The sequence below is a fragment of the Chryseobacterium sp. GVT01B genome (assembly GCF_019970045.1).
In the GTDB taxonomy this organism is placed as follows: domain Bacteria; phylum Bacteroidota; class Bacteroidia; order Flavobacteriales; family Weeksellaceae; genus Chryseobacterium.
In genome coordinates, this window is sequence record NZ_JAHXYI010000001.1 from 473,956 (window position 1) to 487,594 (window position 13,639).

Consider the following 13,639-nt stretch of genomic DNA (forward strand, 5'->3'; position numbering starts at 1 on the left):
ATTTGAGTTTGATAAAAAAAAGAATCTCAATTTTGAGACTCTTTTTTATTTTGTTAGTTTATACTAAGTTGTTTGCTACAAGGTATTCTGCGATTTGTACAGCGTTGGTTGCTGCTCCTTTCCTCAGGTTGTCTGCAACGATCCAGAGGTTGAGCGTTTTGGGCTGTGACAAATCTCGTCTGATTCTTCCTACGAAGACTTCATCTTTTCCTTCCGAATATAAAGGCATCGGATACTGGTTGTTTTTCACATCATCCATTACAATAACACCGGGAGTTTCGGATAAGATTTTTCTTACTTCATCTAATTCAAATTCATTTTCGAATTCAATATTTACACTTTCAGAATGTCCTCCCTGAACCGGAACTCTTACAGCTGTTGCTGTTAAGTTAAAGGTATCGTCTCCTAAAATCTTTTTAGGCTCCTTCATCAGTTTGATCTCTTCTTTGGTGTAATCATCATCAGCAAATACATCACAGTGCGGCAATGCATTTTTGAAGATCTGATAAGGATATACTTTTGCGATAGAATCATCTCCACTGATTTCACCGTTTAGCTGGTCTACAGCAGCTTTTCCAGTTCCTGTTACAGACTGATACGTAGAAACAATTACTCTTTTTAAATCATATTTTTTGTTCAAAGGTCCTAGAACCATTACCAATTGAATGGTAGAACAGTTCGGATTTGCAATGATTTTATCTTCTTTCGTTAAAACATCAGCATTGATCTCAGGAACTACCAGTTTTTTATCAGGGTCCATTCTCCATGCGGAAGAATTATCAATTACTGTGATTCCTGCTTCTGCAAATAAGGGTGCAAATTCAAGGGAAGTAGATCCACCTGCAGAGAAGATTGCAATATCCGGTTTGGCAGCTATAGCGTCCTTCATGCTTACGATGGTAAATTCCTTCTGTTTATACTTCACCTTCTTGCCTACAGATCTTTCGGATGCTACCGGGATTAATTCTGTTACAGGGAAGTTTCTCTCCTCCAAAACTTTAAGCATAACTTGTCCAACCATTCCTGTTGAACCTACTACAGCTACTTTCATTGATTTAATTAAAAATTTAAGATTAAACTATTTATAAATTATAACGCATATAATTTCTTTGTCTTTTTTAAGCCCCAAAGACTCTTGTCCAAGGGAACGCGAATGCAAATAAACCTACTGCAATCAGTCCCATGATCACTACTCCTAAAGAAATAGTATCATTGGATTTTACTTTTTTGTTGACAATAGTCATCAAAACTGCTGCAATAAGCATAGAGAATGGGTGTTCAACATATTGAAATCTCAATGCTGCATTTTTCATTACTTCTCCCATGTTTAAACCTTTGCTAAAAGTTGTGATCAACATAATGATTCCCAATAAAAACTGAACATGGAAGAAAATCATCGTGAAAAGAGTTGTTTTCTTCAAAAATTTGTTCACTTTTCCACTGAAACCGAACATGGTAGCCAAAAGTGCAATGATAAATAATGTTACCAAAAGAATTTCAAGATACCCGAAACCTTTGTGGGCATTAAGTAAAATGTTGTAAAAATCCATAATCCTATTTTTTTGTACACAAAGATAACAAAAATCCCGGCTCAAAGCCGGGATTGATATTTATAAAATCTAATATTGTGATATTATTAGAAGTTGAATGATAATGTTGCTGCCCAAGTAGTTCCGAAACCGAAATACGCACGGTTACCTGTTGCTATTCCATTGTACATCATACCAAGTTGCTCGTAAGTCTGCTTAGCAGTGTTGTTTGATCCATCAGCAAGTTTAGTTGGAACATCGTTAGCAAAAACACTTGTAGCTGAGTCAGAGATATAAATTTTATCAAACAGGTTATAAACGTTAGCTCCGATAGTAAAGTATTGAGCTTCGTTTTGTAATCTGATCTTATAAGAGAAACCTACATCAAATAAGTTGAAATCTGGTAGTTTCAATACTCCTCTGTCTTGAGCTGCAATATTGGTAAATGTTCCAGCGTCAATTGTAGAATAAAGTTTACCTACATATCTCCATGTTCCAAAGATGTTAAGGTCTTTTACCGGTTTTACAGTAAGTCCTAATGATGCAGTCATCTGAGGGATACTGTTGTTACTTGAACCTCCTACTTTTACTTTATCTAAGTATAGTTCGTTTCCTGATGAACCAGCTAAAGTAACAGGGTTGTTGTTATCATCGAAAGAAGCTACGCTAGCATTTCCTTTATAATAGTAATCTCCCCAAGAGAACATACCCTGAATTTCTAAGAAACGGTTTGGTTTGTAAACTCCATCAAATTCAACTCCCTGGTGAACTTCAGTAATACCATTGATTTCAGAATAACCTGTAGTTGTTGTACCGTCTGCTAAAGTGAAAGTCTGACCTGTTTTTCTCAACCATCTGTCTTTCCACTGTGTTCTGTATACGTTAACATTTGCAGTGAATTTTGCAGATCTGAATCCATAACCAATTTCAGCAGAAGAAATCTTCTCGTTAGTTAAATAAGGGTTAACAAGTTGTTGGTTACTTGGATACACTGTGTTAAGGAATGGTTGTTTGCTATAATAACCTAAGTTAGCAAAAACGTTATGTTGCTCGTTAATGTTATAGTTAGCACCCCCTTTAATATTATATCCGAAAATGTTTTTAAATCCTGTTTTCGTGTTTACTGTTTGTCCTTTTAATGTACTTCCGTCTACTACGTAGTTATCAATTCTCTGATAACCTTGGTTAGATACGGAACCTTGTAAGAATGCAGATAGATTGTCTTTAGTATATTCTACCTGTGCAAATCCACTGTACCAAAGTACTTCTCCATCATTGCTGTATCCTACCTGATCTTCAGCAGGGGCTAATTTTCCTCCGAAAGGATTCCAAGTAAGTTTTTTGTAATCATAAAGTGTGTTTACGATTCTTGGAGCAGGTAAGTTTTTATTAGCTGCATCTTTATATCCTTTAGCTCCATAAAGATCTGTAAGAACCTGATAGTGGTAACCATAGTAATATCTGTCATCTGTACCTATTGAGAAGTTCCAGTTGTCATTAATTTTGTGTTGGAAGTTAGCCAAGATACCATACCAGTTGTGAGAGTTGATATTTGATCTACGAACTAAAGTGCTTCCAGCACCTGCAGTATTTAAGTTAACGGCTGCGTTAGCTGCGAAAATAGCATCATAGTTGAAGTGACCTGCTGCATCATAGAAATCAGTCATTCCTTTTCCTCCTACTCTACCTAAGTCACCTGTTCCACCACCTCTACCGTTAGACATGTATAAAACTGTACTTAACTTAGATTTTTCGCTCATTGTCCAGTCCCAGTTTAACATCATTACCGGCTTAGCATAGTAGTTTGATCTGTTTGCCAGAGCAACTTTGTTTCCGTTAGCATCCGTGTAATATCCATAATCTGAATTATATCTTCTGTAAGGAGATCCGTCATGATCCGGGTTATAGTTGATATAGTTTTGGATTGTTGGAGCAAAAGTTCTTTGATCGTGCCACTGAGGGGCAGATGTTATTGTAAACTGTAAGTTATGTTTTTTATTGATTTCATAACCTAATGCAAAGAAATATGCATAAGATTCGTAATCTGTATTTTCAATATAAGTTCCTCCGGCTTGTCTGCTCATTAAGAATGATGCAGATACACCATCTTTAGATTTTCCTGTATTATAAGAAAATGAAGTTTTTAAATAATCGTTGTTACCAACTCCTAATCTGATTACCCCTCCTTTTTTCATATCAGCAGAACGGGTAAGGAAGTTTACTGTTCCTCCTACAGAAGCAATAGCCAATTTAGAAGAACCCAAACCTCTCTGAACTTGTAATGTACTTGTTACATCAGATAAACCAGTCCAGTTTGAGAAATAAACAGCACCACCTTCCATATCGTTAACTGGCATACCGTTTACCATTACAGCAATGTTTCTAGATTCGAAACCTCTGATTGTAAGACCTCCATCACCAAAACCACCTCCGGATTTTGTAGCATAAACAGATGGAGTAGTGTTCAAAATCTCAGGTAATTCCTGGTTACCTAATCTTTCTGCAAGTTGTGCTGCTTTAATGGTAGAAGCAGCAACAGGTGTCTTTCTATCTTTAGCGATATCCGTAACACCTCTTAAGATTACCTCGTCAATATCTTTGGACTTAGTTTGCACTGTGTCCTGAACTTGTTGAGCGTAATAAACACTAGCTGTAGATAATGTAATAACCGCAGTTAGTATCGATTTGTTGATTAATTTCATAATCGTTAGTAATAATTAGATTTAATTTTCTGCAAAATTCGCAAAATAAAATTTAACTATTATTAACTCAATGTTAATTTTTAATCAGTCTTAATAATGTTAATGTGTTAAAAATCAGTGTTATGGCTAAAAATTGAATTTTTTTATGAAAAAAGTCATGTTATTGAATTTTTAACAAAGTGGGGGTGTTTTTGTTAAAAATTCAACGCTATTTCACTGCTTTGAGACTCAAATCTATATTCTCAGCAGAGTGTGTAAGGGCTCCTACAGAGATGAATGTAACCCCTGTGGAAGCAATTTCTTTAAGCATATCGCGGGTAATTCCACCTGAAGCTTCAGACTCACATGAACCGTTGATCATTTTTACAGCTTCCTTCATGGTCTTTACATCCATGTTATCAAGCATAATTCTGTCAACCTTTGCATTGATGGCTTCCTGAACTTCCTCAAGGTTTCTTGTTTCAACCTCTATTTTTAACTTTTTTTTGTTCTTTTTAACGTAGTCTTTGGCCATTGTCACTGCATTGGTAATGCTTCCGTTGTAATCAATGTGATTATCTTTCAGCATAATCATGTCATAAAGGCCATATCTATGATTAGTACCGCCACCTATTGCAACTGCCCATTTTTCACACATTCTGAAGTTAGGAGTTGTTTTTCTTGTATCTAAAAGTTTAGTTTTTGTACCTACCAACCTTGAATCCCAGTCGTGGGTAAGGGTAGCAATACCGCTCATTCTCTGCATGCAGTTAAGAACGAATCTCTCTGTAGAAAGAATAGATCTGGCACTTCCTGTTACAATAAGAGCTACATCTCCGAATTTGCAAGGAGTTCCATCTTTAATGAAAACTTCTACTTTCAGATTTTTGTCAAAAGTCTTGAAAATGATTTCCGCCAGCTCAACTCCTGCAAGAATGCAGTCCTGTTTTACTAAAAGCTTTGCACTTTGTATAAGATCTTGGGGTATGGTAGACAGGGTGGAGTGGTCTCCGTCCTGAATATCTTCCTCAAGTGCGTTTTTTATAAATGTCTTTAATGCTTTATCTGTTACGTATGCTGGTCTTTTCATAATTTTGATTTTAGTAATAAAAGGAGGATCTTTTTCCGAATAATAAATCGTGAATAATGAAGAGCAAAAGAACTTCATTTTGCTTTGCGTCTATTTTTTCAAAATCTATATTGTCTTTTATTTTTACGTTGTTTTGATTAATGGCTTGAAACTCCAATACCTGTTTTCCGTTTCGTCCTTGTGGTATGATTTTATAGTTCCATTTAAAATTATCCCAATTATATTCCTGAGTGTAGTAAGTGATTTTTTCTCTATTGAATGTTAAAATCGGATATTGAGAATTATTGATATAGTATAGCGTTAAGCGTAACTTATTATCTTTAATTATATTATTTAAATCAAATTTTAAACTTCCATAATAATCTGGTTTTCCCAACCCTTGCATGTTGCATAAAAGATTTAAAGCTAAAGGGTATTTGGATCTGGGAACAATAATCTTTTTTAATAATGTGACACCATATAATGCGAAAAAAATTCCCAAAAGCATTATTCCTGCAAGGATGGCTATATTTGAAAAAGCATCAATTTTTTTATCTTGCTCCCAAAAATTTAATAATACTAAACCACAAGTCAATGAAAGTATCATTCTTGAATAGAATAAGATATTGACTGTTGTAAGAATATTTAAATTCAGGATTTTCATTTGTTTAAAATTAAACCAAATCTTTATTATAAAATGCTCCTTTATTCTCTGTCATTTCCATGGATTGGGTAATGATGAGGTGGGCAACTGTTGTAAGGTTTCTTAATTCCGATAATTGTGGGGAAAGAATAGAGTAGTGATAGATCTCATCTACGGCAGCAGCAATTTCCTGATGCTTTTGTAAAGCCATATTCAGACGTCTGTTGCTTCTTACAATACCTACCAGGTCGCTCATCATTTCCTGAAGTTGTTTTCTCAGGTAACTGACAATTACCATTTCGTCCATTATCTTCATTCCTTCTTCATTCCATTCCGGAACGGCTTTCAGGTCGTCAAAGTTGAAATTGTTTTCATTCAGAAGTTCTACTGTTTTCATAGCAGCATTGTGCCCGAAAACCAGGCCTTCAAGTAGAGAATTGGATGCAAGTCTATTGGCTCCGTGAAGTCCTGAGTTGGTACATTCACCCACAGCAAAAAGATTTCTGATGGAGGACTGTCCGTCTCTGTCAACTTCAATACCTCCCATTAGATAGTGACAGGCTGGTACAACAGGGATTAACTGAGTGAAGGGATCAATTCCTTCGTCTCTGCATTTTTTATAAATATTGGGGAAATGTTCCAAGAATTTTTCATGGTTCATTTCCTTGCAGTCTAAACCGACAAATTCGTCTCCTGTGATTTTCATTTCGGCGTCGATGGCTCTTGCCACAATATCTCTGGATGCTAATTCTTCACGCTCATCATATTTATGCATGAATTTTTCGCCTCTTTTGGTTCTTAATTTTGCTCCGTCTCCACGAACTGCTTCTGAAATTAAAAACAACATTCCATCCATTTTGCTGTACAAAGCTGTGGGGTGGAACTGATAATACTGCATATTGGAAACCTTTCCTTTTGCACGGGCTACAAAAGCAATTCCGTCTCCTGTAGCAATGGTAGGATTGGTTGTGTTTTTATAAACATGTCCTGCGCCTCCTGTTGCAGCCAATGTTATTTTGGATGTGATTTTTTTGATGGTTTTGGACTTTTCATCCAGGATGTAAGCGCCATAACAATGGATATCACCTTCGTTGAGTTCTTTTCCGGGAACATGGTGCTGTGTGATGATATCAATGACATAATGATGGTCAAGAATTTCAATATTCGGACTGTTATTGGCTGTTTCCAGCAAAGCCCGTTCGATTTCAAACCCTGTAATATCTTTGTGATGTACGATTCTGTTTTCAGTATGGCCTCCTTCTCTTCCTAAAGCGAATTTGCCATTCTTCATGTCAAACTGAGCGCCCCATTCTACAATTTCGTTGAATCTTGCAGGAGCTTCTCTTACTACCATTTCTACGACATCGCGTTTGTTTTCTCCGTCACCGGCACGCATCGTATCGTCAATATGTTTTTGGAAATTGTCATTCTGGAAATCTGTAACAACAGCCAGACCGCCTTGTGCATATTTGGTATTGCTTTCGTCTTCGTCAGATTTTGTTACAATAATGATTTTGGCATCAGGGAGCTGTTCAGAAACTTTAATGGCATAGGAAAGTCCGGAAATGCCGGAACCGATTACTAATACATCCGCTTTTATCATATGCTTGCTTTAGGTACAATCGTTTAAAACGATTAAATAAATTTAAACAATTTTTCGTTTGGTTTCCTTACTTTTTTCATGTGCTGAAAATGGTCTTCTTCAGAACGGTAGCCTAAAGCGAGGGTAACAGTTACTTTTTCTGTTTCGGGATTGATGTTCAGAATTTCTTCTATAAGATCCTGACGGAAGCCTTCCATAGGACATGAGTCTATACTTTCAATAGCAGCGGCATACATCAGATTGGCCAATACTATATAAGATTGTTTTTCTGCCCAGTTGAAAATTTCATCCTGTGTTTTCTGGGTGATATGCTGATTAATACTGTTTCTGAATGGATCCAGTTTTTCAACAGGAGTATCTCTTACTTCAGATATATGATTAAAATACCCCCGGATATAGTTCTCTTCAATGATTTTCTTTGAAATAATAACAATAAGATGAGAACAGGTAGATATCTGAGAAGGATTATAGAAAGCCGGGATTAATTTCTGCTTCATTTCCTCGCTCTCAACAATAACCATTTTATAGGGCTGAAGTCCCAGAGAACTGGCAGACAGCTTTCCTGACTCAAGAATATTGTGAAGAGTTTCCTGAGGAATAATCTGATGATTGAATTTTTTTACAGAATATCTTCTGCTTAAAGCTTCCAAATAATTCATAGGACAAATTTAAGAATTGAATATGAATAAAGAGTCTTTAAAATGAAATATCTCCGCCCTGTTAATGCAAAAAATCACCCCGCCAGCGGGGTGATTCTTTTTGATAAGATGGAAAGTGTAATTATTCTCTGTTTTTTACAACAATCCAACCTGAGAATTTTATCGGAGTACTGTTTTTATTATTTTCATTCCATGAAACAGAATACCAGTAATTTCCTGTAGGAACTTTTTTGCTTCCATTAGTGGTACCTGCCCATTTGTAGCCATTGGTTTTATCTGCCTGGAACATTTTGTAACCATATCTGTCGAAGATTCCTATTTCCAGATTCTGTTTATTGGCAAGTGCAGAATAATCAACAAAATCATTAATACCATCATCATTAGGAGTGATCACGTTGATCAGATTAGGTACCGTAATATTAACTTCCACAGGAACGCAATTATATCCGTCTCTTACATATATTTTAGCTTCGCCTCTGGCAATATTGGTAAAGATATTGGAATCCTGCCAGTTGATATTATCCATAGAATACTGGTAAGGAGGAGTTCCGCCATTGGCATATACTGTCACTGTGCTTCCTGAAATGTCAACAGTGGTAACAACCGGATTATCGGAAGGATATACTGTTACTTTTTGTGTGGCAACACAATCTCCGGTTTTAAGTTTTACCCAGTAGGTGCCTACTCCTACATTTTTGATCGATTGAGTGGTAGCTCCTGTGCTCCATTCATAGCTTTTGAAACCAGCTCCAGCATCTAATGTTGTTGTATTTTCTATACAGATCGTCTGATCAAGTAATGTTCTTGAGAATACCGGAGGAATGACGGTTAAAGTAACTTTAGCAATTGAATAACATCCGTTTGCGCTGAATACTTTAATGTAAACAACTCCATTAGGGGCGATGTATGCCGCAGGAGTTGAGATTGCATTAGTTCCGCTGATGGCGTCAGCTAATGATGGGTAGTATTCTTTTGTAAGTGCACCTTGGGAAACGATAGCTCCAGTAAGATTAAAGGATGCCATAGATGGATTGGTTTCTATAAAGCATGATTTTATTTCAACATCATTGACAACCACAACGGGATAGATGTTGAGTGTAATTTTAGCTGTACTTACACAACCCTGAGGAGTAGTTACCCTTACGTATATTGTAGCTGCTGCAGAAGCATAAGCAGAAGGGTTTGTTATCTGATTTGTACCATTATTCATATCGTATAAGGTAGGGTAGAATTCCTTGGTAGCTCCGGCAACAGTGGTTACAGTGGCAGTGTTAAGATCAAATGTTGCCGTTCCCGCATTGTTGTTATTACAACCTGTAAGGCTGGCATCTGTTGCCGCAAATGGAGTAGGATTAAGCTGAATGACTCCATCACCATTATCACAAAGAGTAGAAGTAGGGTCTTTTACAACAACCTTAATGGTAGTGTTTCCTGAATATTGGAAACTTGAAGGATTGGCAATAGGCGTAGAACTTCCCAAAACATAATAAGTGAAAACATAGTTTGCAGGATTATTTACAAATTGAGAGTTGAAAGAAGTAAGATCCACTACACCATTTCCGGTAGCTGGATTTGTACATACGAAAGGAGTTACCGTATTACTTAAAATAGGAACTTTATCTACGAATACTTTAACATCTTTAATAGAGTGTCTTGCACTGGCACCTCCGGTTGCTGCTGAGAAACCGAAATACCCCTGTGACATTCCTACTGCACCTCCGGAAGGAGCAAAAGACTGATCTACGATAAGTACACCATTGATTCTTACTTTAATAATCCAGTTTGTAGGATTGGTAAGATCTGTTTCTCCGTTTACTTCAACGTGTCTGTAGGTATCTCCTACAAAAGGCTGAGTGGCAATAAGGTCCTGAGAATGGAATGTACTTCCCGGAGTGGTATTGAATTCGATATTATTTCCAGCTGTATTATTGGTACCATAAAGAATGTGAACTTTACTCATCTGTCCCTCAGTAGTATTGTTGAAGATGTCAAAACCAACCATTAACCCGGAAGCATTCGCGGGGATACCAAGTCCTCCTCCTGAAACGAATCCTGTAGGTGGATTGGCAAGATACCAGAAGGTAAAACCATCTCCTTTTCCAAACTGAGTAGTTCCGTTTCCGTCAATTCTGAAATCGAATTCCACTTTCCATTTATCACAATAGCTCAGGGTAATAGGAGTGGATAATTTTACAGCCCCGTATCTGCTGGTCTGATCGGTGGTAAGCCTCACAAAGTCCCCGCTTACTATAGCATCAGAGACAAGATCCCAGCCCGTTGTATTTACAGGGTTTCCGGTAAGCTGGTATGTTTGTGAAAATACCCTTCCCGGCAAGCATAATAAGATAGTCAGTAAAAAAATGAGTATATTTTTTTTCATAGTGGATGGATTATGATGTTATTTGTTTTTTTGATATAAAATTGATTTGTTACATGTTTAATTTGATTATAAAAGCAATGTTTAATTTCAAATTCAGGAGCAGAAAACCCTTATTTTAATACCAAAACTACCCCATATGAGGTAGTTTCGGATACTAAATTTATTCTCTGTTTTTAACCAATACCCAGCCTGAATATTTGGTTTCTGTATTGTCTTTATTGTTCTCATTCCATGAGATCGTGTACCAGTAAGTTCCTGTAAGAACTTTTTTACCGGAAGCTGTTCCGTCCCATGTGAAGTTTCTCATTTTTCCAGCCTCATACAATTTATTACCATATCTGTCATAGACGATGAATACCAGGTTTTTCTTGTAAGAAAGCGCTGAGTAGTCAATGAAGTCGTTTACATTATCGCCGTTTGGAGTGATGGCGTTAATCAGATTAGGTACGGTAATCTGAACTTCAACAGGAGTACAGTTATAGAAGTCTTTTACATACACTCTTACTTCTCCTCTTGCGAGTCCGGTGAAAATATTGCTGGTTTGCCAGTTGACTCCATCAAGAGAGAATTGATACTGAGGTTTTCCTCCCGCTACATTTACCGTGATTGTGTTGTTGTCAATATCAATGCTGGAGATCACAGGATTTGCAGATGCATTTATTTTTACAATCTGTGTCGTAATACAGTTCCCTGTTTTAAGTTTTACCCAATAAACACCTACTCCCAGATCTTTAACAGATGAGGTAGTTTCTCCTGTGCTCCATTCATAGCCATCAAATCCAGGACCTGCATCCAGATCTGTTTTTTCACCAATACAAATGGTTTTATCTTTTAAAACCGAAGAGGTTACAGGTGGTAATACAATAAGATTGATTTTAGCAATATTGAAACATCCGTTGGCATCTGTTACTTTCGCGTATACGGCAGTACTCGTTGATAAGTACTGAAGAGGATTCATGATCTCATTGGTTCCGTCTAAAGCATTCGCAATGGAGGTGTAATATTTTTTTGTTGCACCGGTAGTTAATGTAGTAACATTCGCAGTGGTCAGATTAAAAATAGCACTGGTAATATTGTTTTCAATAAAACATGATCTAAGTGTAGCTTCCTGCACAGGAGTGTCGGGGTAAAATGCCAGCGTGATTTTTGCTGTACCTGTACATCCCTGAGGAGTTGTTACTTTTACATATACTTCTCCGGGAGCAGAGAAGTAACTGCCGGGATTTTGAATTTCATTCGTGTCTGCATTAAGGTCTGCTAACGTTTTATAATATTTTTTAACAGCACCGGGAACACCTGTAACATTTGCTGAATTCAGGTTGAAAGTGGCTGTTCCTGCTTTGTTGTTATTACATACGGTAATTGTTTTATCCTCAGCTTTAAATGGTGCAAGAACCAGTAATATTTTACCATCCGGATTGTCACAGAGCAGTCCGGCATTATCTTTAATAACAACAGTAACCGTTGTGTTTGCATTGAATTGATAATTGGCAGGATTAGCAATTGGAGTAGAGCTTCCCAGTGGATAATAAGTAAATGTATAGTTTGAAGGATTGTTAACAAATTGCGAGTTGAAAGATGTCAGGTTTACAGACCCGTATCCGGTAGTAGGATTGGGACAGAAAGACTGAGTCGCTGAGTTTTGTAAAATAGGAACTTTATCAGTATAGATTTTTACATTTTTAATAGAGTGTCTTGATCTTGCACCTCCTGTAGAAGCTGAGAATCCAAAATATCCTACCGTCATTGCAGCAGCTGTCCCGGAAGGAGCAAAAGACTGGTTGCAAATTACATTACCGTCTATTGTGATTTTTAAGATCCAGCTGGTAGGAGCCGCGGGATTTACCTGCGCAGTTACTTCAACATGTTTAAAGGTGGTGCCCTGAAAGGGTTGTGTAGTGTTTAAATCTGGTGAGTGGAAAGAACTTCCTGCAACATTGAAAAATTCAACGTTATTGGTATCACTCGTATTTTGAACTTGCCCGTAAGCAACGTGAACCTTGCTCATTGTAGCAGTTGTAGTATTGTTATAAGTGTCAAATCCTACAACAAGACCTACTGCATTTTGAGATACTCCGAGCCCGGATCCCAATACACTGGCGACAGGAGGATTGGCCAGATACCAGAAGGCAATTCCGTCTCCGTTGGAGGTTTGGTTGGAATCCATTCTGAAATCAAACTCCACTCTCCATTTATCACAATATTTTAAATTGATAGGGTCATTCAGTCTGATAGAACCGGATTGATTATTGGTATCCGGAGTAAGCTGAATAAAATCTGTGTTTACCTGAGTAGGGGAAACCATCGTCCATCCAGTAGTAGTCACCGGGTTTCCGATAAGCTGATAAGTCTGTGCAAAGGACTTTCCGGCTATACAGAGTAAAAAAACAGATAAATACAATAATAGATTTTTATTCATTTAAATGGGACTTTGATTAATGTGTAAAGATATTAAATCCCGATTAAATAATATGTATTTAGTGTTAATTTTGCTAAAATTTTAATAATATTTTAAAAAAATAATACTTATTATGATGTAATGGTGAATATTGTAGTATTGATTACGTTTTTATATGAATTAAATTAAAATAAGGAATTGCTATCCAAACCCTCAAAATAAGTATCAATTTCGAGATCGGAAGAATTGGCTGCCGCAACCGCTAATTTGTCGCAAAGTTCGTTCTCAAAGTGCCCTGCATGGCCCTTTACCCAATGCATTTTAGGGGTGTGTTTGTTGTATAACTCAACAAATTTTTTCCAGAGATCGGGGTTCTTTACATTCTTCCAGCCCCGCTTGATCCATCCTGCAATCCAGTTTTGGTTTATCGCATCAGATACGTACTTGCTGTCAGTATATACATGGATGTCATTTTCTGTAGATTTCAGTTTTTCCAATGCGGTGATGACTGCCAGAAGTTCCATTCTGTTGTTGGTGGTTTTTCTAAACCCTTTGGAAAATGTTTTCTGATAATTTTTTTCAGGAACGCGCATGAGAATTCCATATCCGCCTTTTCCCGGATTTCCGCTGCAAGCTCCGTCGGTATAAATTTCGATTCTCAAATCTGCTTTTTAAAA

At 37.0% G+C, this 13,639-nt stretch carries 10 protein-coding genes; all 10 read right to left on the bottom strand.

Translation table 11 applies throughout. The features are described from left to right. Positions 1–58 precede the first annotated feature (58 nt). The 10 genes from LC457_RS02195 to rnhA all read right to left on the bottom strand — a co-directional run bounded on the left by LC457_RS02195 (position 59) and on the right by rnhA (position 13,624). The gene (locus LC457_RS02195; RefSeq protein WP_142717221.1) at positions 59–1,051 is read right to left on the bottom strand and encodes an aspartate-semialdehyde dehydrogenase; all 993 of its coding nucleotides are present in this window, start codon (positions 1,049–1,051) and stop codon (positions 59–61) included. A 67-nt stretch (positions 1,052–1,118) separates the two neighbouring features. Next, entirely contained in the window at positions 1,119–1,550 is a 432-nt protein-coding gene (locus LC457_RS02200; protein ID WP_089692819.1) for a hypothetical protein, read from the bottom strand. Positions 1,551–1,636: 86 nt separating this feature from the next. Beyond that, a complete protein-coding gene (locus tag LC457_RS02205) occupies positions 1,637–4,231 on the bottom strand; it encodes a TonB-dependent receptor (RefSeq protein WP_223598426.1) in 2,595 nt (864 codons plus the stop codon). Between the two features lie 208 nt (positions 4,232–4,439). Then, positions 4,440–5,300: a carboxylating nicotinate-nucleotide diphosphorylase gene (gene nadC / locus LC457_RS02210; protein ID WP_223598427.1), complete on the bottom strand. Its 861-nt coding sequence runs from the start codon at positions 5,298–5,300 to the stop codon at positions 4,440–4,442. 10 nt (positions 5,301–5,310) lie between these two features. Further along, the gene (locus LC457_RS02215; protein WP_223598428.1) at positions 5,311–5,943 is read right to left on the bottom strand and encodes a hypothetical protein; all 633 of its coding nucleotides are present in this window, start codon (positions 5,941–5,943) and stop codon (positions 5,311–5,313) included. A gap of 10 nt (positions 5,944–5,953) precedes the next feature. Further along, positions 5,954–7,525: an L-aspartate oxidase gene (gene nadB / locus LC457_RS02220; RefSeq protein ID WP_213277775.1), complete on the bottom strand. Its 1,572-nt coding sequence runs from the start codon at positions 7,523–7,525 to the stop codon at positions 5,954–5,956. A 32-nt stretch (positions 7,526–7,557) separates the two neighbouring features. Next, positions 7,558–8,184 (bottom strand): NAD(P)H-dependent oxidoreductase, encoded by a 627-nt coding sequence (locus LC457_RS02225; protein ID WP_223598429.1) that lies wholly within the window; start codon positions 8,182–8,184, stop codon positions 7,558–7,560. Positions 8,185–8,305: 121 nt separating this feature from the next. Next, on the bottom strand, positions 8,306–10,564 hold the full coding sequence (locus LC457_RS02230; RefSeq protein ID WP_223598430.1) for a T9SS type B sorting domain-containing protein: 2,259 nt from the start codon (positions 10,562–10,564) through the stop codon (positions 8,306–8,308). A 160-nt stretch (positions 10,565–10,724) separates the two neighbouring features. Next, on the bottom strand, positions 10,725–12,983 hold the full coding sequence (locus LC457_RS02235; protein WP_223598431.1) for a T9SS type B sorting domain-containing protein: 2,259 nt from the start codon (positions 12,981–12,983) through the stop codon (positions 10,725–10,727). A gap of 164 nt (positions 12,984–13,147) precedes the next feature. Then, a complete protein-coding gene (gene rnhA / locus LC457_RS02240; RefSeq protein WP_223598432.1) occupies positions 13,148–13,624 on the bottom strand; it encodes a ribonuclease HI in 477 nt (158 codons plus the stop codon). Between the last annotated feature and the right edge of the window lie 15 nt (positions 13,625–13,639).

Excerpts from the sequence above, each read along its gene's own strand:
- LC457_RS02235 (WP_223598431.1), bottom strand. The coding sequence starts at position 12,983 with ATGAATAAAAATCTATTATTGTATTTATCTGTTTTTTTACTCTGTATA.
- LC457_RS02230 (WP_223598430.1), bottom strand. The coding sequence starts at position 10,564 with ATGAAAAAAAATATACTCATTTTTTTACTGACTATCTTATTATGCTTG.
- LC457_RS02195 (WP_142717221.1), bottom strand. The coding sequence starts at position 1,051 with ATGAAAGTAGCTGTAGTAGGTTCAACAGGAATGGTTGGACAAGTTATG.
- LC457_RS02205 (WP_223598426.1), bottom strand. The coding sequence starts at position 4,231 with ATGAAATTAATCAACAAATCGATACTAACTGCGGTTATTACATTATCT.
- nadC (WP_223598427.1), bottom strand. The coding sequence starts at position 5,300 with ATGAAAAGACCAGCATACGTAACAGATAAAGCATTAAAGACATTTATA.
- LC457_RS02200 (WP_089692819.1), bottom strand. The coding sequence starts at position 1,550 with ATGGATTTTTACAACATTTTACTTAATGCCCACAAAGGTTTCGGGTAT.
- LC457_RS02215 (WP_223598428.1), bottom strand. The coding sequence starts at position 5,943 with ATGAAAATCCTGAATTTAAATATTCTTACAACAGTCAATATCTTATTC.
- nadB (WP_213277775.1), bottom strand. The coding sequence starts at position 7,525 with ATGATAAAAGCGGATGTATTAGTAATCGGTTCCGGCATTTCCGGACTT.
- LC457_RS02225 (WP_223598429.1), bottom strand. The coding sequence starts at position 8,184 with ATGAATTATTTGGAAGCTTTAAGCAGAAGATATTCTGTAAAAAAATTC.